General features: G+C 66.0%; 17 protein-coding genes. 9 read left to right on the top strand and 8 right to left on the bottom strand.

Annotated elements, in window-relative coordinates; all coding sequences use genetic code 11:
- The first annotated feature begins 212 nt into the window (after positions 1-212).
- Positions 213-668, top strand: coding sequence for a PGPGW domain-containing protein (locus tag NNX38_RS10910; protein WP_255798005.1), 456 nt, complete (start codon positions 213-215; stop codon positions 666-668).
- A gap of 141 nt (positions 669-809) precedes the next feature.
- Positions 810-2780, top strand: coding sequence for a glycosyltransferase (locus tag NNX38_RS10915; RefSeq protein WP_255798006.1), 1971 nt, complete (start codon positions 810-812; stop codon positions 2778-2780).
- A gap of 56 nt (positions 2781-2836) precedes the next feature.
- Here the strand turns inward: NNX38_RS10915 and NNX38_RS10920 are convergent, their stop codons facing one another.
- A complete protein-coding gene (locus NNX38_RS10920; protein ID WP_255798007.1) occupies positions 2837-4081 on the bottom strand; it encodes an MFS transporter in 1245 nt (414 codons plus the stop codon).
- Between the two features lie 103 nt (positions 4082-4184).
- Here NNX38_RS10920 and NNX38_RS10925 point away from each other — a divergent pair, with 103 nt between their 5' ends.
- Positions 4185-4580, top strand: coding sequence for a ClpX C4-type zinc finger protein (locus NNX38_RS10925; protein WP_255798008.1), 396 nt, complete (start codon positions 4185-4187; stop codon positions 4578-4580).
- Positions 4581-4631: 51 nt separating this feature from the next.
- On the opposite strand, the gene uvrA is transcribed toward NNX38_RS10925, so the two are convergent.
- Positions 4632-7103 carry an excinuclease ABC subunit UvrA gene (gene uvrA, locus NNX38_RS10930; RefSeq protein ID WP_255798173.1) on the bottom strand — a complete coding sequence of 824 codons (2472 nt, stop codon included), beginning with the start codon at positions 7101-7103 and terminating at the stop codon, positions 4632-4634.
- A gap of 245 nt (positions 7104-7348) precedes the next feature.
- On the opposite strand from uvrA, the gene NNX38_RS10935 reads away from it, so the two are divergent.
- The gene (locus tag NNX38_RS10935) at positions 7349-7801 is read left to right on the top strand and encodes a hypothetical protein (protein ID WP_255798009.1); all 453 of its coding nucleotides are present in this window, start codon (positions 7349-7351) and stop codon (positions 7799-7801) included.
- 4 nt (positions 7802-7805) lie between these two features.
- Here NNX38_RS10935 and NNX38_RS10940 read toward each other — a convergent pair whose 3' ends face one another.
- Positions 7806-8774, bottom strand: a complete 969-nt coding sequence (locus tag NNX38_RS10940) for an alpha/beta hydrolase fold domain-containing protein (protein WP_255798011.1) — start codon at positions 8772-8774, stop codon at positions 7806-7808.
- Positions 8775-8960: 186 nt separating this feature from the next.
- Between NNX38_RS10940 and NNX38_RS10945 the strand changes: the two genes are divergently transcribed.
- From NNX38_RS10945 to NNX38_RS10965, 5 genes are all read left to right on the top strand, one after another.
- Positions 8961-10202 (top strand): acetyl-CoA C-acyltransferase, encoded by a 1242-nt coding sequence (locus NNX38_RS10945; RefSeq protein WP_255798012.1) that lies wholly within the window; start codon positions 8961-8963, stop codon positions 10200-10202.
- A complete protein-coding gene (locus tag NNX38_RS10950) occupies positions 10202-12328 on the top strand; it encodes a 3-hydroxyacyl-CoA dehydrogenase NAD-binding domain-containing protein (protein WP_255798013.1) in 2127 nt (708 codons plus the stop codon). The genes NNX38_RS10945 and NNX38_RS10950 overlap by 1 nt, the downstream gene beginning before the upstream one ends.
- A 755-nt stretch (positions 12329-13083) precedes the next feature.
- Entirely contained in the window at positions 13084-13308 is a 225-nt protein-coding gene (locus NNX38_RS10955; RefSeq protein WP_255798014.1) for a hypothetical protein, read from the top strand.
- The gene (locus NNX38_RS10960) at positions 13309-13599 is read left to right on the top strand and encodes a DUF4287 domain-containing protein (RefSeq protein WP_255798015.1); all 291 of its coding nucleotides are present in this window, start codon (positions 13309-13311) and stop codon (positions 13597-13599) included.
- Between the two features lie 75 nt (positions 13600-13674).
- Positions 13675-14100, top strand: coding sequence for a hypothetical protein (locus NNX38_RS10965; protein ID WP_255798016.1), 426 nt, complete (start codon positions 13675-13677; stop codon positions 14098-14100).
- Positions 14101-14167: 67 nt separating this feature from the next.
- Here the strand turns inward: NNX38_RS10965 and NNX38_RS10970 are convergent, their stop codons facing one another.
- The 5 genes from NNX38_RS10970 to NNX38_RS10990 form a co-directional block, all read right to left on the bottom strand.
- Positions 14168-15145 carry an aldo/keto reductase gene (locus NNX38_RS10970; protein WP_255798017.1) on the bottom strand — a complete coding sequence of 326 codons (978 nt, stop codon included), beginning with the start codon at positions 15143-15145 and terminating at the stop codon, positions 14168-14170.
- A 288-nt stretch (positions 15146-15433) separates the two neighbouring features.
- On the bottom strand, positions 15434-15748 hold the full coding sequence (locus NNX38_RS10975; RefSeq protein ID WP_255798018.1) for a hypothetical protein: 315 nt from the start codon (positions 15746-15748) through the stop codon (positions 15434-15436).
- Between the two features lie 50 nt (positions 15749-15798).
- Positions 15799-16656: an SDR family oxidoreductase gene (locus NNX38_RS10980; RefSeq protein ID WP_255798019.1), complete on the bottom strand. Its 858-nt coding sequence runs from the start codon at positions 16654-16656 to the stop codon at positions 15799-15801.
- A 48-nt stretch (positions 16657-16704) separates the two neighbouring features.
- The gene (gene dxs, locus NNX38_RS10985) at positions 16705-18678 is read right to left on the bottom strand and encodes a 1-deoxy-D-xylulose-5-phosphate synthase (protein ID WP_255798020.1); all 1974 of its coding nucleotides are present in this window, start codon (positions 18676-18678) and stop codon (positions 16705-16707) included.
- Positions 18679-18852: 174 nt separating this feature from the next.
- On the bottom strand, positions 18853-21678 hold the full coding sequence (locus NNX38_RS10990; RefSeq protein WP_255798021.1) for an aconitate hydratase: 2826 nt from the start codon (positions 21676-21678) through the stop codon (positions 18853-18855).
- Positions 21679-21808 lie beyond the last annotated feature (130 nt).

A 21808-nucleotide genomic window follows, 5' to 3' on the forward strand; every position in this document is an offset into this window, starting at 1 on the left:
GTTCCCGGTCACTGTGTAAAGCGCATACGGCCGCGCGTCGACTCTGGATTCCGGCCGGCAGGACTACCCGGACGCCGGGCGTAGGCGCCGTCCGGATCCAGGTCCGGGTCGAAGGGCTACTTCTGCGTCCACGGTGTGCCGCCCTCCGGCCAACGGGAGCGGTACAGTTTCCAACGCGGCCAACTCGCAGGTTGGTGTGGAAAGGTGGCCCAATGAACAGAACGGAACGGATTCCAGCGTGGCTGCGCCGCACCGGCATTGAGGTGGCCGGATGGTCTCTGGTGGTTCTGGGCGTGGCTGCCCTGGTGCTCCCCGGACCAGGGCTGCTCATGGTGGTTGCCGGTCTCGCTGTCCTGTCCCTGCGTTATGCGTGGGCCCACCGCTGGCTGCATCCGGTGAAAGAGCGTGCTTTCCGTGCGGCCGCACAGGGGGTGCAGACCACGCCGCGGATATTCGTAGCTGTCAGCGGCGGGCTGGCAGTCATGGCCGCCGGCGTGATCTGGGGGCTCTGGCGGCAGGTACCGCACTGGTGGCCGCTGGGGGATTCCTGGTGGCTGCCCGGCGGGTGGGTAACAGGCGGAACCCTGATTGCGTCGGGCGTCCTCGGCCTGGCCCTGATTGTTTACAGCTATGTGCGCTTCCGCCATTCGGGGTCATCCCGCAAGTAGGCCATCGGCAGGAAAACAGCCGTACACGCCAGATTACTCTTGTCCGAGCCTTCTCCGTCCGCCATGCTCTCCCCCCGGAACTACAGGGGCAGACCCGCAGTACGTGGCGGGAACCGCCACCACAGCGTTTGGGGGCAACGAATGGACATCGGCACTTTGAATGCGCCGGACGGGCTGGACTTGGCCGACCCGTCGCCATCCGGCGGAGACGGGCGGGAGGGGCTCCGCGTACTGCAGCGCGTGGTGCTCCCGGCCGCGAGGGACATTGGTGCCCTGTCGTTGTACATCGATCCGGATACCGGAGGCGGCGGCGGATCTTCGACCCAAGCAGGACGCACCGCACCGGTCGGCTGGATCCATCCCGATGACATCCTGGGCCGCTCGTCCGTTCGTGTGCGGGCCGGGGAGCGGTTGTCCTTCGGCTCCTACTTCAATGCCTTTCCTGCCAGTTACTGGCGGCGGTGGACGACGGTCGAAGCCGTTATCCTGCAGGTCCGGACAGAAGGTTCCGGCTTCGTCCTGCTCTACTGCTCCAACGACGTCGGGTCTCCCCGGCGCTTGGAAATCAGGCAGGTACACGGCAGCCAGCACTCTGTCTTCGAGATTCCGCTCACCGCGTTCGGTGACGGCGGCTGGTGCTGGTTCGATCTAGTGGCCGGGGGCAGCGGCATGGAACTTGCCTCGGCGAGGTGGTGCGCGGCGTCGGACGTTCCTGCGGGCAAGGCAACGTTGGGGATCACCACTTTCAACCGTGCCGAATACTGCCTCGACACAATAGGTGCCATCGAGGCTGATCCCGAGGTCCGGAAAGCCATCCATGAACTGATCGTGGTTGACCAGGGAAACAGGAAGGTCCAAGACCAGGCCGGATACCCGGACCTGGCCCGGGCGATGGGCGGGCAGCTGCGGGTCATCAATCAGGGCAACCTGGGCGGCTCGGGCGGTTTTGCCCGGGTCATGAGCGAAACGGCGCAGTCCGGGACCTCGATATACGCAATCCTCCTCGACGACGACATTGTCCTCGAGCCCGAGGGCATCCTGCGGGCCATTGCCTTCGCGGACCTCTGCCGCATCCCCACGATCGTCGGCGGACACATGTTCGACATGTACAACAAGTCCGTCTTGAATGCCTTCGCGGAGATGGTGGACCCCTACCGGTTCCTCTGGGGTCCCGGCAAGGGTCTGGGCCCCCATGACTTCGCGGTCTCCGGACTGCGTTCATCCTCGATCCTGCACCGGCGCTGGGATGCAGATTACAACGGCTGGTGGATGTGCCTGATCCCGGTCCGGATCATCCACGAAGCCGGGCTGCCCCTTCCGATCTTCATCAAGTGGGACGACGCCGAATACTCGCTGCGGGCCCGCAAGCTCGGCTTCCCCACGGTGTCCCTGCCCGGGGCGGCGGTATGGCACGTTTCCTGGGCGGACAAAGACGATGCCGTGGACTGGCAGGCATATTTCCACGAGCGGAACCGCCTGATCGCAGCCCTCCTCCACTCACCGTATGCCAAGGGCGGCCGCGTCCTGCGGGAAAGCCTCGACACCGACTTCCGGCACTTGTTTTCCATGCAGTACTACCCCGAAACGATTCGGCTCATGGCACTTCGGGATGTCCTGCAGGGACCCGCCGGACTGCATGCAGCACTGAAGAACACCCTCCCCCGGCTGCAGGCGCTGCGGGCGGACTATTCCGATGCCGTACTCGACCACGAACCTGGTGCCCTTCCGTCGGGACACACCGGCAAGGGACTCTCCAAGCCGCTGGGCCGGCGGTCCGGTGACGCGCCCCGATGGGGGGCATGGACTCTCAAAGCGGCACTTAAACACACGGCGCAGCCGGTGAGCCGGCGGATGGTGGCCGCCGTATCCCATCAAGACAGCAAATGGTGGACCCTGTCCAGGCTCGACGAAGCGGTGGTCACCAACGCGGAAGGTACCGGAGCCGCCCGCTACCAACGGGATCCCCGTCAAGTCCGGAAGATGCTGGCCGAAACGGCGGCATTGAAGGCAAGGCTCCTGGCCGAGTGGGAGTCGTTGCGTGCCGCTTACCGCGAGGCGCTCCCGGGCATCACCTCGATGGAGGCCTGGGAGGGGACATTCCGGGCAGATTGATCGCTTGCCTGCGGCCTGAACCTTCGCGCGCCGTCTATTTGGGCAGGGAGCCAGGTTCAACGGAACTGCGCCAGCGACTTCGTGCAGGCGACCGGGAGCGCGGCCAGCCCGGCCAGCAGTGCCCACACCCAGAGCACCGGCCCGGTGCCCGCTGCAGCTGCCGCCATCCCCGCAAGCAGTGCAGCCACGGGCATCACGCCGAGGGTCAGCGTCCGTTGTGCAGCACCCACCGTAGCCAGCTCATTCTGCGGGACCGTCCGGGGCAGCACTTCCGTCCCTGCGACGCCGGACAGGGCCACGAGGAAGCCCCAGGCCAGGGTCGAACCCGCCAGCCACACCAGATCCGGCCCGGGAAGGATCGAGCAGAAGACTGCCAGCAGGACCGCGGGCACCGACACCAGGGCGGCACCGGCCCTGAGCGCTCTGAGCCCCATCCGGCCGCTGAGGTACGGCGCGGCCGCAGCACCGGAAACTGCTCCGAAAGCGGACAGAACGCCCAGTGCCGCAAAGGCCGACGGCGCAACGGCCAGGTCGCGCAGCAGATAGACCGGCAGGACGGTGTTGCCGACCATGGCGCCGGCATTCGTCAGGCAGGCGGACAGGGTCAATGCCCGCAGCGCCGGGGTGCAGCGCAGCGTGGCGAATCCACGGCGGGCCCGGCCACGTGCAGGGCGCCCGGGAACCGGTGCAGCCGCAGGCAACCGGATTCCGTGTTGAAGCAGCCAGGACGAGGCGTAGGCGGCAGCTCCGGTGAGGAGCAGCACCGGCATCCCCAGCAGGCCCAGAACGGTGCCCGCGGCAGCAGCGCCGCCGGCCGTCGTCGTCTGGTTGACCATGGCCAGCCGGGAATAGGCCCGCTTCATTCCCTGCGGTCCGGACACCGCCGGCACAACGGTGGAATGGGCGGTGGTGAAGAGGAGGTCCGAAATGCCGATCAGCACGGCCGCGGCGAACAGCCCGGTTCCGGAGAGCCACCCCTGCCAGACACCGCCGGCGAGGAACAGCAGGACACCGCACCGCAGCAGGGAAGCCGCACCCATCGCAAGCAGTGGTTTGCCGATGCGGTCCACGATCACTCCGGCGCTCACGCCCAGCAGCAGGAAGGCTGCAATTCCGGTGGCGTTGAGAATACCCACGAAGCCCGGTCCCAGTCCCAGCACCGCAACCGCGAGGATGGGCAGGACCGTGCGGGTCAGGGCGTCAGCGAACCCCTCCGCCGCGGCGGTGGACGCGAGGAAACGGAAAGAACGTCCGCCCCGGATCCGGACCGCCGCCGATTCCGGAAGTTGTGCAGTTGCCACGCGGCTCCCCCTCGATGTTGTCAGGTAATGCCTGACATCCTGTCAGGGGTTACCTGACAGCACAAGAGGATCGGTGCGACGGATCGCTGGCTAGACTGGGGCCATGCCTTCTGAGCTGAGCGGCACGGACCGTGATCACCGGGGAAACGCGCCCTTCATGTGTTCGTTCTGTCTGCGGCCGCGGCAGGAAACCGGAGTATTGGCGGCGGCCCCCACTGCCGCCATCTGCCGGGACTGCGCGGAAGGGGCCCTGAAACTGCTGGAAGCCCCCCGCCCGGCGGATCCCGATCCGCTTCCTGCCACTCCCTGGGAGGCGCTGAGCAATGACGAGTTATTGGAACGGCTCCCCCGGGTGGCGCAGGCACGGGACCAAGTGGAGGAGCATCTTCGACGCTGGGTGACAGCGGCCCGGGATAGGAACATCAGCTGGGCCGTCATCGGCGCATCGCTGGGGATGTCGCGCCAATCCGCATGGGAGCGTTTCCGCACCACGCCTTAGGTCCGCGTTCCACACGGGCCTAAGGCGTGGTGCTGCCCGGCACGGGCCGGCTTACGGGAGCAGCTTGAGCGCCGCCGACAGGTAGGGTGCCGTCCGGCTGGCGTCGCACGCCGCGACGTCGTCGGCAGTGCCGGCGCAGATGATCCGGCCGCCTTCCTCGCCGCCGGAGGGGCCCATGTCGATGACCCAGTCCGCGGACGCCACCACATTCATGGAGTGCTCCACCACCACCACGGTGTTGCCGGCGTCGACCAGCCGGTTGAGCTGGCGCAGCAGCAGCTGGACGTCCTGCGGGTGCAGGCCGGTGGTGGGCTCGTCGAGCAGGAACAGCGTGTGGCCGCGGCGGGCGCGCTGCAGTTCGGTGGCGAGCTTGATCCGCTGGGCTTCGCCGCCGGAGAGTTCGGTGGCGGGCTGGCCCAGGCGCAGGTAGCCCAGGCCGACGTCGAGCAGCGTCCGCAGGCTCCGGGCTGCGGCGGGCACGTCAGCCAGGAACTCGGCGGCGGTTTCCACCCGCATCGCCAGCACGTCGGCGATGCTCTTGCCGCGGTAGGTGACCTGCAGGGTTTCCTCGTTGTAGCGGGCGCCGTGGCAGACCGGGCAGGGACCGTAGGTGCCGGGCAGGAACAGCAGCTCGACTGCGAGGAAGCCTTCGCCCTGGCAGGTCTCGCAGCGTCCTCCCGCTACGTTGAAGGAAAAGCGTCCGGCGTTGTAGCCGCGGGCGCGGGCTTCCTCGGTGCCGGCGTAAAGTTTCCGCACCGCGTCGAAGAGGCCGGTGTAGGTGGCCAGGTTGGAGCGCGGGGTGCGGCCGATGGGCCGCTGGTCCACCCGCACCAGCCGGTCCAGGTGCTCCAGTCCGGCGATGCTGCGCACGTGCGCCCCCGGATCCTGTTCTTCCGGAGCCTCCGGGTCCTCGGGTTCGGTCGGCACGCCGTTGACCTGGCGGCCCACTGTTTCGGCCAGGACCTGGCTGACCAGGGTGGATTTGCCGGAACCCGAAACACCGGTAACCGCGGTGAACACGCCCAGCGGAACCTCGGCGTCCAGGCCCTGCAGGTTGTGCCGGGTGATTCCCTTCAGGCTCAGCCACTGGTCCGGAGTGCGGCGGGCCGGCTTTGCGGTTTCGGCCTCCCCGAACAGGAAGGGACGTGTGGCGCTCTCCTCAACTTCTGCCAGTCCGTCCACGGGGCCGCTGTAGAGCACGGTTCCGCCGCCGTCGCCGGCCTGCGGACCTACATCCACAATCCATTCGGCGCTGCGCACCACGTCCATGTTGTGCTCGACGACGAACACCGAGTTCCCGGCATCCTTGAGTTCCTGCAGCACGGTCAGCAGCGGCTCGGCGTCCGCCGGGTGCAGTCCAGCGGAGGGTTCGTCCAGGACATAGATGACCCCGAAAAGACCCGAGCGCAGCTGGGTGGCGATCCGCAGGCGCTGCATTTCACCGGGTGAAAGGGTGGGGGTGGCGCGGGAGAGGCTGAGATAACCGAGGCCCAGGCCGATCAGCACCTCCAACCGGCCCAGCAGGTCCCGGGTGATGGTCACGGCAACTTCGGTGTCTTCATTGGAGGCCGCAGCACGGGAGGCGGTGCCCGCGGACTTCAGTTCCGCCGTCGGCCGGATGATTTCGGCCAGCTCCGCCAGCGTGGCGCCGTTCAACTCGGCAATGTTCCGGCCGGCGAACGTAACGGCGAGCGCCTCGGGACGCAGGCCCGCTCCGCCGCAGACCGGGCAGGGACCGGACACCATGTAGGCCAGGACCCGTTCGCGCATCTGGGCGCTGCCGGAATCCGCCAGGGTGTGCATCACGTAGCTCTTGGCGCTCCAGAACCGCCCCTTGTACGGTTTGGCCACACGGTCGCGCTGCGGGGTGATCATCACCACCGGCTGTTCTTCGGTGAACAGGATCCAGTCGCGGTCCTTCTTCGGCAGCCGGTTCCAGGGCACGTCGACGTCGTAGCCGAGCTGGATGAGGATGTCCCGCAGGTTCTTGCCCTGCCAGGCGCCGGGCCAGGCAGCAATCGCGCCGTCCCGGATGCTGAGGTTGGGGTCCGGAACCAGGGAGTCCTCGGTGACGGTGTGCGCAATGCCCAGTCCGGAGCACTCCCGGCAGGCACCGGCCGCCGTGTTGGGCGAGAAGGCGTCAGAGTCGAGGCTGCCGGGTTCGGCGTTTGCCGGATAGGTGCCGCCGCGGGAGAACAGCATGCGCATGGAGTTGGAGAGCGTGGTGAGGGTGCCGACGGTAGAGCGCGAGCTGGGCGCTCCGCGGCGCTGCTGCAGGGCGACGGCGGGCGGCAGCCCGGCGATTTCCTCGACCTTGGGGTTATGCCCCTGGGCAAGCAGGCGGCGCGCATAGGGGGCCACCGACTCGAAGTAGCGCCGCTGCGCCTCGGCGTAGATGGTGCCGAAGGCCAGGGAGGACTTACCCGAACCTGAAACGCCGGTGAAGGCGACAATCGCGTCGCGCGGGATGTCGACGTCGACATTGCGCAGGTTGTTCTCCTGCGCTCCGCGCACGCGCACCATGCCGCTGGCGTCGCTGGAGGAGTTCTGGCTGGCTGCTGGAATAGGGGTGCTCACCATTCGACATTACCGAGCCTCGTGCCGGGGTTCGAATCGGGAGCCGCCCGGCTATCGGAGTTCCGCTCAGGGCGCACGCACCGGCCCCGAAGCGTTGCCGCGGCAGCTTAGGCGGCGCGGGTATGCTCTCCGGTTAGTACGAAAAGTCCGGATGGTGTTCCGGGCGCAGACGCGATTCCATTGGGGGAACCATGAGCAATAGCCAGCAGTCACCCGAGCCGTGGCACGCGCCGATCGGCGGCCAGCACCCCGGCCAGCAGCAGCCGTACCCGGGCGCATCCGCGTACCCTGGGCAGCAGCAGTACACCGGCCAACAGTCGTATCCCGGACCTCCCCCGTACCCGGGCCAGCAGCAGTACCCCGGCCAACAGCCGTATCCCCAGCCGGTGCGGCAGACGGGTAAACGTGTTATCAGCATGGTTCTACTGGTTATCGGCTATGTGCTGGGTGGACTGATCCTGCTGTCCGTGCCCTCGGTCCTGCTCGGGGTGTTAGCAGACGCCCGGACGGAAAGCCCCGGTTATACGCTGGGTGGGATCATCGGCACACTGATTATCCCCTGCGCCTTCGCAGCCCTCGTGACCTTCATGCACCGCTGGCGCTCACGGATCAAGCGCGACGAGCTCCGACAGCCGAAATACTGACGAGTCAGTACCTTGCGACCGGCGAGCAATTCCCGGCCGCCGTCAATACCCTGCCGTAGCGGCCCAGCAGTTCGTCGCCGGCAAGCCGTGCCGCCGGCGAGACCGCATCCAGCGTCAGGAACCCGTGAACGAGCCCGGCATGCGGCACATACTCGACATCGGCTCCTGCCGCCCTGAGCCTCCCGGCCAGCAGCTCCCCTTCGTCCCGGAGCGGATCATGCTCAGCGGTGGCAAGGACGGTGCGTGCCCGCATGCCCGGTCCGGGGAGGGGGAAGCCATGGACGGGACTGAATTCCGCAAGGGTCTTGGGTGAAGCGTTCGGAACCCACTGCGAAATGTAGAAAGCCAGGTCCCGGACCGATAGACCCCATCCTTCTCCCTTCCCCCGGATACCGGGAGCACTGAGAGTCAGGTCCGCATTCGGATAGGCCAGGAAGAGGACGGCCGGCCCGGCGGACGTGCCTGCCAGCCTGCGCGCGGCGAGGAACGCGATAAGCCCGCCCGCACTGTCCCCAGCCAATCCGACGCCGGGCAGTACCGCTCCGAGCTCCTCCGGAACCCGCCCCGCCCGTCCCCCGGCCGCCCACGCCAGCACCAACGCGACGTCGTCCACCGCCGCCGGGGCCGGATGCTCGGGTGCCAGCCGGTAGTCCACCGCCAGGACCGCTGTTCCGGCCAGCAGCACCAGCCGCCGGCACAGGCGGTCGTGCGCTTCCAGTCCCCCGAACACGAAGCCGCCTCCATGGACAAAGACCGTCAAGGGCTGGGCCGCCGCACCGGACCGGTACAGCCGGGCGGGCACCGGCACGGATCCGGGAATCTCCAGGTCCCTTACCTCGACCACCTCGGGTCCGGCCGGACGCTCCCTCGGCGCGCGCAGCTGCCGGATCTGCTCCAGGGATGCGTCCACCTGCGCAGCACCCCGGATCTCCTGCAGCCAGGCGGCCAGAGCGGGGTCGGCTACGGAATCCATCGGGCCAACGTAACACCGGGTTTCTCGAACGGCGGTATGTGGGTAGGGTCGATTCGGGACCGGCGTGATCCACGCCATAACGGATCAGTCCACGGCTGTCCGTCAGCATCCTTGCAGCCTATGTTACTCATGAGTAACATAGGCTCGGACGTTGTTCCGTTTCATATCTCAAAGAGGAGTAAGTACGTGAGCCCACAAAGCCGATCACGGCAGATCAGGGACGTAGTTTTCGTTGACGGAGTGCGGACCCCGTTCGGCAAAGCAGGCGAAAAAGGTATCTACGCCGGCATGCGGGCTGATGACCTGGTGGTCAAGTGCATCCGCGAACTGATGCGCCGCAACCCCTCCCTTCCTCCGGAACGCATCGACGAAGTTGCCATTGCAGCCACCACCCAGTCCGGTGACCAGGGCATGACCATCGGGCGCACCGCCGCGCTCCTGGCCGGCCTGCCGCGCACCGTCCCGGGCTTCGCCATTGACCGCATGTGCGCCGGCGCCATGACGGCCGTGACCACCACCGCGTCCGGCATCGGCTTCGGCGCCTACGACGTCGTCATTGCCGGCGGCGTAGAGCACATGGGCAACCACCCGATGGGTAAGGACGCCGATCCGAACCCGCGCTTCATGACCGAGCGGCTGGTGGACCCCGCCGCCCTGAACATGGGCAACACTGCGGAGAACCTGCATGACCGCTTCCCGCACATCACCAAGGACCGCACCGACGCGTACGCCGCCGCCAGCCAGGAGAAGCTTGCCAAGGCCTACGCCGGCAACTCCATCCAGCCGGACCTGGTTCCCGTCGCCACGAAGAAACCCGGCACCGGCTGGACCCTGAACACCGTGGACGAACCGCCGCGCCCGGGCACCACCGTGGAAGACCTCGCCGCCCTGCGCACCCCGTTCCGTGCCCACGGCCGGGTCACCGCCGGCAACGCCGCCGGCCTGAACGACGGCGCCACCACCGCCCTGCTGGCCTCCGCGGAAGCTGCCGAAGAACTCGGCTTGGGCGTCAAGATGCGCCTGGTCGGCTACGCCTTCGCCGGCGTCGAGCCCGAGGTCATGGGCTACGGTCCGGTCCCCGCCACCGAAAAGGTGCTGGAGCAGACCGGCCTGTCCATCGAGGACATCGGCCTGTTCGAGATCAACGAGGCCTTCGCCATCCAGGTGCTGGCCTTCCTGGACCACTTCGGCATCGCCGACGACGATCCCCGCGTGAACCGCTACGGCGGCGCCATCGCCGTCGGCCACCCGCTGGCCTCCTCGGGCGTGCGCCTGATGAACCAGCTGGCCCGCCAGTTCGAGGAAGACCCGAGCGTGCGTTACGGCATGACAACCATGTGCATCGGCCTGGGCATGGGCGCGACCGTGATCTGGGAAAACCCGAACCACCCCGAATACAACACCGATTCCACGGAGGCCACGAAGTAATGTCTGCTCCTGACTACCAGCGCCTCGCGGGACTGTTCCCCACCGAGGTTGTCACCCACTCCTACGTCTCCGACATCCAGCTGCCGGGCAACCAGGGCACCTTCGCCCTGATCACCCTGGACAACGACGTCGACCACTCACGTCCCACCACACTCGGCCCGAACACCCTGCTTGAGCTGGGCGCGAAGCTGGACGAGCTCAAGGCCCGTGCGGACAAGGGCGAGATTGTCGGTGTCGGTGTCACCGGCAAGCCGTTCTACCTCGTCGCCGGCGCCGACCTGTCGGCCGTGAAGTCCATCTCCGAATATGAAGACGGCGCGGCCATGGCCCACCTGGGCCACGACGTCTACGCCAAGCTCGGCAACCTGGGCGTGCCCAGCTTCGCCTTCATCAACGGCGTTGCCCTCGGCGGCGGCCTGGAGATCGCCCTGCAGTCCGATTACCGTACGGTCTCCACCGGCGCCGGCGCACTGTCGCTGCCGGAGGCCTTCATCGGTCTGGTTCCCGGCTGGGGCGGCGTCTACCTGCTGCCGCGCCTGATCGGACCCGAGAACGCCGTGAAGGTGATGATCGAGAACCCGCTCAGCAACAACCGCACCCTCTCCGGGGCGGCCGCCTACAAGCTGGGCATTGCCGACGCCCTGTTCGAGCCGGCGGACTTCCTCGAGCAGTCACTGGCCTGGGCCTCCCGCGTGATCAGCGGCGAGGAGCAGGTTTCCCGGCCCAACGCCGTCGAACCCGCCGACGCCGGGGACGCGTGGGATGCCGCCGTCGCCAAGGGACGTGCCTTTGTGGAGGCCAAGACCTCCAACGCAGCCCCCGCACCGGCGCTGGTCCTGGACCTGCTCGAAGCCGGCAAGACCTGGACACGGGAGGAATCCCGCGAGGCCGAGTGCAATGCCCTGGCCGAACTGATGCAGACCCCGCAGTTCCGCTCCACCGTCTATGCGTTCCTGGACCTGGTCCAGAAGCGCGGCAAGCGCCCCGCCGGTGCACCGGACAAGAAGCTGGCCCGCCCGGTCACCAAGGTGGGCGTGGTCGGCGCAGGCCTGATGGCCAGCCAGCTCGCCCTGCTCTTCGCCCGCCAGCTCAAGGTGCCCGTGGTCATGACGGACATCGACCAGGCGCGCGTGGACAAGGGCGTGGGCTACGTGCACGCCGAGGTGGACAAGCTCCTGGCCAAGAAGCGCATCTCCCCCGACGCCGCCAACCGCACCAAGGGCCTGGTCACGGGTTCGGTCTCGAAGGAGGCGTTCTCCGACGCCGACTTCGTCATCGAGGCTGTCTTCGAAGAACTCTCCGTGAAGAAGCAGGTGTTCGCCGAGGTGGAGGCCGTGGTCTCCCCCGAATGCATCCTGGCCACCAACACCTCCTCGCTCTCCGTGACGGAAATGGCCGCGGACCTGCAGCACCCCGAGCGCGTAGTCGGCTTCCACTTCTTCAACCCGGTCGCCGTCATGCCGTTGCTGGAAATCGTGCGCGCACCCAAGACCGACGACGCCGTGCTGGCCACCGCCTTTGTCCTGGCCAAGCAGCTGAAGAAAACCGCCGTGCTGGTCAAGGATGCCGCCGCCTTCGTGGTGAACCGCATCCTGGGCCGCATGTTCGGCGAGATCACCATGGTCTTCGACGAGGGCACCGACGCCGCCACCGCGGACAACGCGCTGCGCCCGATGGGCCTGCCGATGTCGCCGTTCACCCTGCTCGCCCTCGTGGGCCTGCCGGTGGGACAGCATGTGCAGGAATCGCTGCACTCGGCCTTCGGTGAGCGCTTCTGGCTCTCGAAGAACTCGCAGAAGCTCATCGACGCCGGCATCAAGTCCCTGTGGCAGAAGGACGAGGACGGCAACGCCTACATCCCCGAGGAAACCTTGGCGATGCTGGACTTCGGCACCACGCCTTCCACCTCCGAGGAAGTCCTGCGCCGCACGCAGGATGCCCTGGCCGAGGAAATCGGACTCATGCTCGAAGAGGGCGTCGTCGCAGCTCCGGAGGACATCGACCTGTGCATGATCCTCGGAGCCGGCTGGCCGATGCACCTGGGCGGCATCACGCCGTACCTGGACCGTGTCGGTGCGTCCGAGCGCGTGAACGGCAAGAAGTTCCATGAGGCGGCTGCTGCCTAGCCTGTAGCCCTAGGTATCGCCCGCGCCGGGCGGACCGGAACGGCGGCAACGAAAATCCTCGCTGGCAGGGCTCGCAAGGATTGTTAAAGCCGCCTAACCCGGTCCGTCCGGCGCTTTTGCGTGTCCGTCACGGTGCAGTTCAGGTGGTCTCTGGTGAGGAGTAGTCGCCGCGCCAGCTCCCTAGATGAGTCAGGACCGCAAGGCTCCCCCTCTACTGGAGCTTGTGGCTTGGGACGTCACTGATTCTCCGTTGGTTGCAAACACCAAAACCACCAATGAGCCATACCCGACCGCGGTTCGAAGTATCGGAACGGTAGACTCTGAGCCTGGGTAGTCCACGGTCGTTGCCCTATAGATCGGGTTCCACCCCAAGCCATGGTGGCGTTTGCGCCCCCGGATGGACGTATGCGTCCACGCTACGTCACCTACGGCGTGGCCCCAGCCTGAGACTGCCTACCCTGCGGTCAGCGATAAGCAGTAGTCAAGGCGTAGTCAAGGAGCTGCACCGCCAATGGCTTCCGGCATACATCGGGATGTGTGGGTGGTGAAGTGTTTCCGGCTGGTCTTGGTGACCACCAGTGCGAATACTCATCTCCGGCCGAAGCCATCCCGTCACCGAAGGAGGTCAACTCGCGCTGAATCGACCGCAGCCGACGAGAAACAGAGCACCGTATCTATGGGTGTCCGTCTCTACCTATAAAGTCGGTTCCTCGTGTCTCTGGTCAGGGTGCAGCTCCGGCACTAGCCTTTTCTGCATGGAAGCAGGTTGGGAGCGCGACCATATTCGGCAAATGGTCGCCGTGATGCTGAGTACGTTCGTTACTCTCTGGCTGCTCCTCCTGTTGCCGTTCGATGAGCCCTGGAACTGGCTGATGGTGTGCCTTGTCCTTGCGCTTACTGCCGCTTCCCTCAGGATGCTGGCACAGCTCGTCCGCCGGAGGCGGGAGGAGTATTGGCATGAACGGGAAAAGGAGAACTAGATGTCTTTCCAGGCCTACCTCGACGCCGTTGAAGAAAAAACAGGACTAACGCCCCGCCAGCTCGTGGATATCGCCGCAACGAAAGGATTCAGCGGTGGAAACGTCAAGGCCGGCGAGATCCTCGAATGGCTCAAGACCGATTACGGAATCGGACGCGGTCACGGGATGGCACTCGTCCACGTCATCAAAAACGGTGCCCAAATAGATCAGAAACATGTCGGCACCACGGGAACGCACCGGGACGACTCAGAAACCCTCTGGCTCGACGGCAAGGCAACCAACCCCGCCTGAGCCTCGGTACCGACCCACCCAGGATTGCGTCCCATTAGAGCGGCAAATCTTCGCTCGTATGTTTGACTATTGCGCGTGAGCACACGTATGAACTCCGGGACGTTACTGACGGTCGGTGTTATTTGCCTGATGCTGACGGGTTTTTCTACATTCGCGGCGTTCGCATACGAATTCGAAATGGATCCCGATCACAGCGCCTGCTATTACCGGCGGCAGATCCCACGGCGCCAGTGGGTGTTGGCAGCCTCATTGGTACTACCGGCCGTCGCTGCCGCGGCGGGCACGGTGGCTTTGATCCTCCGCCCTCGGCAACGGGAAAGAATCGCCCCGTCCCTGACGGTCGTGGCGGCGGCAGGTCTGGCCATCTGGATCAATTGGGCCATCGGCATAGATGCGATAGAACACTCACAGCGGCTTGCCGGTACTCCTCCTGCGCCGCGGTTCTGCCCGGAGGACCTGGAGGGTCCGGGTTCAGCGGCTTTAATAATCCCGGCGAGCTGAAGCGAGCAAGGGATTTTCGTTGCCGCCGTTCCGGACCCTCCGGACCACCCAAGGTGACGAGAGGAACTTAGAACAAAGCAACCTTCGGCGTCTTCGGGAAGATCCGGTCCAGTTCTTCCAGGTCCTTCTCGGACGGCTCCCAGGACACGGCGTCGGCATTCTGCTGCACCTGCTCCACCTTGGTGGCACCGGCGATTACGGAGGCCACCGACGGCTGGGCGGCAAGCCAGGAGAAGGCCACCTGCACCTCGGTGAGGCCGCGATCGGCTGCGAACCGGCCAAACTCCCCAAGCTGCCCGAAGTCCGCGTTCTCCAGGAGGTTGGTCCGGGAGTGCGTCAGCCGGCTGCCTTCGGGAGCCTTGCCGCTGCTGTACTTGCCCGTGAGCAGGCCGTTGGCCAGTGGGAAGTAGGGCAGCACGCCCAATCCGTAGGCTTCAGCGGCCGGAGTGACCTCCAGCTCGGCCCGGCGGTCCAGCAGGTTGTAATGGTTCTGTGAGGAGATGAACGGTGTGAAGCCGCCCATCCGGGCCACAAACTCCGCTTCGGCAATCTGCCATCCCGCTCGGTTGGAGTGTCCGATGTACCGGACCTTGCCGCTGGTCACCAGGTCATCAAGGGCCGCGAGGGTCTCCTCGATGGGTGTCAGCGGGTCCGGGGTGTGGAATTGGTAGAGGTCAATCCAGTCCGTGTTCAGGCGGCGCAGGGAAGCCTCAGCAGCCTTGACGATGTACCGCCGGGATCCCCGGGCACCGAAGTCTGCGCCGTTGACGCCCTTCATGTCCATGCCGAATTTGGTTGCCACCACCACGTCGTCCCGGCGGTTGCCCAGCGCCTTGCCCAGCATTTCCTCGCTGAGCCCCGGGGTACGCCCGTAGGCGTCAGCCACATCAAAAAGCGTGATGCCGGCGTCGACGGCGGCATTGACGACGGCGTCGGTGCCCTCCTGCGATTCCGTGGGCGTCCCCGGACGGCCCAGATTGTTGCAGCCCAGTCCGACCGTGGAGACGGTCAGGCCGGAATTTCCGAGTCTGTTATATGAAGTCATGCAAACTACGGTACTCCCGTGAACCGCTCTCCTTGTGCGTCCCTTGACCCCTGCGGTTTGGGGGAAATCCCTGCGGTTTGTCCGGATCCCTGCTCCGCGCGGCGCGGGAACCCGGACAAACCGCAGGGAATCGGACAGAATGCAGGGATTCGGGCTCCAGCTGGAACTCACGGCATCCGAATCGCTGCGGTTTAGGAAAAATCCTGCCGGTTTGGGAAATTCCAACCGCTGCGCAGCGGAGGCTTTTCCCAAACCGGCAGCAAACTCCCGGACCGGCTGCAGAACGCGCTAGCCCAGGAACGTGTCCAGGCTGTTGTTGGGGCCCGGCGCCTTGTCCGTTTCCAGGATGTACTGGATGGGGATGGCTCCGGTGGGAAGGAGTCCGGTGTAGACCTGCTCGCTGCGCCGGCGCTCGGCCTCGATCCCCTCGCCCTGGACCGCTGCGGAGAACGCCTGCACGGCCAGCGGCTCGGTCCCCTGCTGCTCGCTCCAAATAATGTACATACCGTACAGGTCCGCTACTGGTGTTGCTTCATCATCCATGTCGCCCACCGTGCACTCGGCAAGAAAGCGGGCGATGTCCGACGGCATGTGGTGTTCCATACCTTCGACCCTATCCCCTGCACGCCCCGTGGTGCACTCCCAGGCGGTGTTCAGTTACGGGTTTGCTGGAGGTAATCCTCGAACCCCAGCGGGGCAATACCGGTGAGCCGTTCAATGTCCGGGCTGGCCGGTGCCAGCTGGCCCGCAGCAATGGCCTGGTAGCTGCTGGCCCATGCCTCCGCCTGCCATCGGGCGGCGCCGCTCTTCATTCGGGAGGCCACGGCCTCGTCATAGGTTTCCGCCTGGTAGCTCACGGGCGTTCCGGTCACCCGGGACAGGATGCCGGCAACCTCTGCCATGCTCAGCTCGGCGGGGCCGGTCAGGGTGTAGGCACGGTTCCGGTGCTGCTCCGGTGACAACAGGATCTTCACGGCAGTGCGGGCAACGTCCCTCCGCGCCACCGGGGCGAAACTCCCCTCTCCCGCCGGACCGCGCATGACGCCGTCGGGCTGGACAAAGGTCGGAAGCACGTCCTGGTACAGGCAGTCGCGCAGGAACGTGTGCTCCAGGCCCTGTCTGGAGGCGATGTACTCCTCCGTGGCGGCATGGTCACGGGCCAGTGTGAAGACGGCGTCGGGCGCCGCACCCATGAAGGACGTGTAGACAATGTGCTGCACGCCGGCATCGACGGCCGCGTCCACAAAGGTGCAGTGGTCCTCCACCCGGTGCGGGCTCTCTGCGGCCGACACCATGAACAGGGTGTGCACGCCGCGCAGGGCACTGACCGCCTGCGGCCGGTCCAGGTAGGACGCCGCGAAAACGGGGGTATTCGGCAGCTCAGGCAGCCGGGCGGTGTGCCGCGCGAGCAGCCGCTGCCGGACCCCGGCCTCGGCCAGCATCCGGGCAACCGCTCCGCCCAGGGCACCGGTGGCTCCTGTAACGGCGAGGGCAGGAACATTATCCGCCATGGCTTACACCCCTTCAGAGAGTCGTCCGGCCGCCCGGACCCTGCGCGGCTACTGGATCTTCGGTACCTGCCCCGTCGGCATTTCGGAGCCCGGCAGCGGCCGGGCAAACGGCACCTTCGTGCCGAGGACCTGGGCGACGACGTCGTTGGCAATCTGCCGGGCGGTCAGCCCGACCCGCTCCAGCACCTCGCTGCGGCTGCCGTGGTCCAGGAACTCGGCCGGCAGCCCGACCTCGTTCAATGCGGTGTCCACGCCCGCGGCCCGCATTTCCTGCCGGATCCGCGAGCCCACCCCGCCGGCCCGGACGCCGTCTTCGATCACAATGACAATCCGGTGGTCGGCGGCAATGCGGATGATGGACCGCGGCACGGGCAGCACCCAGCGCGGATCCACGACGGTGGAACTGATGCCCTGCGCGCCGAGCCTGTCGGCGACGTCGAGGGCCATATCCGCCATGGCGCCCACGCTGACGATCAGGACGTCATTGGAGCTGTCCCCGGTGGGGCGCCGGGCCAGGATGTCCACGCCGTCGGAGGTCCGCTCCACGGCATCGATATCGCTTCCCACGGTGCCCTTGGAGAAGCGCACCACGCTGGGGGCATCGGAGATGGCCACGGCTTCGCGCAGCTCCTCCTTCAGCCGGGTGGCGTCGCGCGGCGCAGCCAGGTGCAGCCCGGGGACAATCTGCAGCATGGACATGTCCCACATGCCATGGTGGCTGGCGCCGTCCGGGCCCGTGACGCCGGCCCGGTCCAGGACGATGGTCACGCCGGCCTTGTGCAGGGCGACGTCCATCAGCAGCTGGTCGAACGCACGGTTCAGGAAGGTCGCGTACAGCGCCACCACCGGGTGCAGGCCGCCGAAGGCCATGCCTGCGGCAGAGGTGAGGGCGTGCTGTTCGGCGATGCCGACGTCGAACACCCGGTCCGGATGCCGCTCGGCAAAACGGTGCAGGCCCACCGGGATAAGCATGGCACCGGTGATTCCGACGATATCGGTGCGTTCGTCCGCAATCTCGGCGATCTCCGTGGCGAATACGGACGTCCAGGACTCCTTGCCGCCCGGCTCCACGGGGGCACCCGTTTCCGGGTCGATGATCCCGACCGCGTGGAACTGGTCCGCCTCGTGGGCGCGGGCCGGAGCGTAGCCGCGGCCCTTCTCGGTCATGGCGTGCACAATGACCGGACCGGCGTAGTTCTTGGCCTTGTGCAGGGCGCGTTCGACGGCGTCAAGGTCGTGGCCGTCGATGGGTCCCACATACTTCATGCCGAGGTCCTCGAAGAGGCCCTGCGGAGTCCACCAGTCCTTGATGCCCTTCTTAGCGGCGTGCAGGCTTCGGTAGGCGAACCGACCTGCAGGACCGCCCTTCTGCAGGCGGTCGCGCCACCAGCCGAGGGTGTTCTCATAGGCGTGGTGCGTGCGCACCGCATCAATGGTGGGCCGCAGGGACGCCAGGTAGTCGGCGAGGCCGCCGATGGTCGGGGCGTAGGAGCGGCCGTTGTCATTGACCACAATCACTACACGGCGGCGCTGGTCCGCGGCAATGTTGTTCAGGGCTTCCCAGGCCATGCCGCCGGTCAGGGCGCCGTCGCCCACCATGACCACGGTGTAGCGGTCGCCTTCGCCGCTGAGCTGCCGGGCACGGGAGATGCCGTCCGCCCAGGAGAGCGAGGAGGAGGCGTGGGAGCTTTCCACGATGTCGTGGACCGACTCGGCACGCGAGGGATAACCGGACATGCCGCCCTGCTGGCGCAGCGTGGCGAAGTCCTGGCGGCCGGTGAGGATCTTGTGCACGTAGGACTGGTGCCCGGTGTCGAAGACAATGCTGTCCCGCGGGGAATCAAAGACCCGGTGGATGCCCATGGTCAGTTCCACCACGCCCAGGTTCGGGCCGAGGTGCCCGCCGGTCTGCGCGACGTTCGTGATCAGAAATGAACGGATCTCTTCAGCAAGCCGCTTCAGCTGTGTCAGCGAAAGCCTGCTGAGGTCCCGAGGATCCCGGATTGTTTCCAGAAGTCCCAACAGGGGTGCCTCCCTTGAGTCGTATCGGCGGCACTGCACGCCGTCGCAATGGGTTAACTCTAACGCGCGGCGTGCGCTCCGCGGTTCCTACCCAACGCTTCAGGGCCCCGTTTCCCCTTCTCCGCCCTCTGGACGGATCGGGGAAACGGGGCCCTGAACGTGGTGCGTTTACTGCTACTTAGCGGAGATCTGACGCAGTACGTACTGCAGGATGCCGCCGTTGCGGTAGTAGTCGGCTTCACCCGGAGTATCGATGCGGAGGACCGCGTCGAACGTGATGGCTTCGCCGTTTTCGGGGGTGGCCGTGACCTTGACGGTCTTGGGCGTGGTCCCGTTGTTCAGTTCGGTGACGCCTTCAACGGAGAAGGTTTCCGTACCGGTCAGGCCCAGGGACTCGGCATTGACGCCGGCCGGGTACTGCAGCGGAAGGACGCCCATGCCGATGAGGTTGGAGCGGTGGATACGCTCGTAGCTCTCGGCAACAACTGCCTTCACGCCCAGCAGCGCGGTGCCCTTGGCGGCCCAGTCACGTGAGGAACCGGAGCCGTATTCCTTGCCGGCCAGGACAACCAGCGGAGTGCCGGCGGCCTGGTAGTTCATCGCGGCATCGTAAACGGCAGCCTGCGGTGCGTCGGCCTGGCTGAAGTCACGGGTGAAACCGCCTTCAACGCCGTCGAGCAGCTGGTTCTTGATGCGGATGTTGGCGAAGGTGCCGCGGATCATGACTTCGTGGTTGCCACGGCGCGAGCCGTAGGAGTTGAAGTCCTTGCGGGCCACACCGTGCTCCAGCAGGTACTTGCCTGCCGGGGTGTCGGACTTGAAGGAACCGGCCGGGGAGATGTGGTCGGTGGTGACCGAATCGCCCAGCTTCAGCAGGACGCGTGCGCCCTCAATGTCGGAGACGGGCTCCGGCTCAGCCTTCATGCCCTCGAAGTACGGGGGCTTCCGGACGTACGTGGACTCCGCATCCCACTCGAAGGTTGCACCTTCGGGAGTGGGCAGGGACTTCCAGCGCTCGTCGCCTTCGAAGATGGTGTTGTAGCTGTCGCTGAACATCTTCTGGTCGATGGAGGCATCGATGATCTGCTGGACCTCGACCGGGTTCGGCCAGATGTCCTTCAGGAAGATGTCGTTGCCGGCTTCGTCCTGGCCCAGCGGGTCATTCTCGAAGTCGAAGTCCATGGTGCCGGCCAGGGCGTAGGCGACTACCAGCGGCGGTGAGGCCAGGTAGTTCATCTTCACGTCCGGGTTGATGCGGCCTTCGAAGTTGCGGTTGCCCGAAAGCACTGCGGTGACCGCCAGGTCGGCTTCGTTGATCGCCTCGGAGATTTCCTCTTCGAGGGGACCGGAGTTGCCGATGCAGGTGGCGCAGCCGTAACCGACCACGAAGAAGCCGAGCTTCTCGAGGTACGGGATCAGGCCGGACTTCTCGTAGTAGTCGGTGACAACCTTCGAGCCCGGGGCCACGGAGGTCTTGACCCACGGCTTGGACGCCAGGCCCTTGTCCACCGCGTTGCGGGCCAGCACGGCGGCGGCCATCATCACGGAGGGGTTGGACGTGTTGGTGCAGGAGGTGATCGAGGCGATCGTTACTGCACCGTGGTCCAGCTCGAAGCTGCGGCCGTCGGCCATGGTGACCGGCACGGAGTTGGTGGCACGCTCGGCGGGAGCATCCGCCTCGGCAACCAGGTCGTGGTCGTGGTCTTCGACCGTCGTGGCGTTGGCGTTGAACGAGGGTGCGTCGGAAGCCGGGAAGGTCTCTTCCAGCGTCTCGTCGACGGTGCCGTTCTCGGCCTCTACGGTCTCGTGGACGTAGTTCTTGAGGTCGTTACGGAACTGCGTCTTGGCGTTGGTCAGTTCCACGCGGTCCTGCGGACGCTTCGGGCCGGCGATGGAGGAAACCACGGTGGACAGGTCCAGTTCCAGGTACTCGGAGTACTTGATTTCCTTGGACGGGTCGTGCCAGAGGCCCTGTTCCTTGGCGTAGGCCTCAACGAGGGCTACGTTCTCCTCGGACCGGCCGGTGAGGCGCAGGTATTCCAGCGTCACGTCGTCGATCGGGAAGATCGCCGCAGTGGAACCGAATTCGGGGCTCATGTTGCCGATGGTGGCACGGTTGGCGAGCGGAACAGCGCCAACACCTTCGCCGTAGAACTCTACGAACTTGCCGACCACACCGTGCTTGCGCAGCATTTCGGTGATCGTCAGGACGACGTCGGTGGCCGTTGCGCCGGCGGGGATCTCACCGGTCAGCTTGAAGCCGACGACGCGCGGGATCAGCATGGAGACGGGCTGGCCGAGCATTGCTGCTTCGGCTTCAATGCCGCCAACGCCCCAGCCGAGCACGCCCAGGCCGTTGACCATGGTGGTGTGGGAGTCGGTGCCGACGCAGGTGTCGGGGTAGGCACGCAGGACGCCGTCAACTTCGCGGGTCATAACCGTGCGGGCCAGGTATTCGATGTTGACCTGGTGCACAATGCCCATTCCCGGGGGAACGACCTTGAAGTCATCGAACGCCGTCTGGCCCCAGCGGAGGAACTGGTACCGCTCGCCGTTGCGCTGGTATTCGATCTCCATGTTGCGCTCGAGGGCGCCGGAGTTGCCGAAGGCATCGATCTGCACGGAGTGGTCAATGACCATTTCGGCAGGTGCCAGCGGGTTCACACGCTTGGGGTCGCCGCCGAGATCGGCAACTGCCTCGCGCATGGTAGCCAAGTCAACGATGCAGGGTACGCCGGTGAAGTCCTGCATGATCACCCGGGCAGGGGTGAACTGGATTTCGGTGCTGGGCTCTGCGTCTGCGTCCCACTGCGCCAGGGCACGTACATGGTCTGCCGTGATGTTTGCACCGTCTTCGGTGCGGAGCAGGTTCTCCAGCAGGACCTTGAGGCTGAACGGAAGGCTCTGGGCGCCTTCGACGGAATTCAGCCGGAAAATTTCATACTCGGAACCTTTGACGTCTAAGACGCCCTTGGATCCGAAGCTGTCCACATTAGTCATAACAGGACTCCTCTCGCCACCTTGTTATCTTTGTCCAGGTCACAACTGCCCGCCAGTTAGGTTTCCCTAAAAAGTCGGGCAAAGGGGGCGGCATGGAAACCGGTGGTTCATTTCCTGCCGACACAGGCCC

The sequence above is a fragment of the Arthrobacter sp. zg-Y238 genome (assembly GCF_024385525.1).
Classification (GTDB): Bacteria; Actinomycetota; Actinomycetes; order Actinomycetales; family Micrococcaceae; genus Arthrobacter_B; species Arthrobacter_B jinronghuae.

Bases quoted from the DNA above. Each gene is read 5' to 3' on its own strand.
- NNX38_RS10910 (WP_255798005.1), top strand. From the start codon at position 213: ATGAACAGAACGGAACGGATTCCAGCGTGGCTGCGCCGCACCGGCATT.
- NNX38_RS10915 (WP_255798006.1), top strand. From the start codon at position 810: ATGGACATCGGCACTTTGAATGCGCCGGACGGGCTGGACTTGGCCGAC.
- NNX38_RS10925 (WP_255798008.1), top strand. From the start codon at position 4,185: ATGCCTTCTGAGCTGAGCGGCACGGACCGTGATCACCGGGGAAACGCG.
- uvrA (WP_255798173.1), bottom strand. From the start codon at position 7,103: ATGGTGCGCGTGCGCGGAGCGCAGGAGAACAACCTGCGCAATGTCGAC.
- NNX38_RS10935 (WP_255798009.1), top strand. From the start codon at position 7,349: ATGAGCAATAGCCAGCAGTCACCCGAGCCGTGGCACGCGCCGATCGGC.
- NNX38_RS10940 (WP_255798011.1), bottom strand. From the start codon at position 8,774: ATGGATTCCGTAGCCGACCCCGCTCTGGCCGCCTGGCTGCAGGAGATC.
- NNX38_RS10950 (WP_255798013.1), top strand. From the start codon at position 10,202: ATGTCTGCTCCTGACTACCAGCGCCTCGCGGGACTGTTCCCCACCGAG.
- NNX38_RS10955 (WP_255798014.1), top strand. From the start codon at position 13,084: ATGGAAGCAGGTTGGGAGCGCGACCATATTCGGCAAATGGTCGCCGTG.
- NNX38_RS10960 (WP_255798015.1), top strand. From the start codon at position 13,309: ATGTCTTTCCAGGCCTACCTCGACGCCGTTGAAGAAAAAACAGGACTA.
- NNX38_RS10970 (WP_255798017.1), bottom strand. From the start codon at position 15,145: ATGACTTCATATAACAGACTCGGAAATTCCGGCCTGACCGTCTCCACG.
- NNX38_RS10975 (WP_255798018.1), bottom strand. From the start codon at position 15,748: ATGGAACACCACATGCCGTCGGACATCGCCCGCTTTCTTGCCGAGTGC.
- NNX38_RS10980 (WP_255798019.1), bottom strand. From the start codon at position 16,656: ATGGCGGATAATGTTCCTGCCCTCGCCGTTACAGGAGCCACCGGTGCC.
- NNX38_RS10990 (WP_255798021.1), bottom strand. From the start codon at position 21,678: ATGACTAATGTGGACAGCTTCGGATCCAAGGGCGTCTTAGACGTCAAA.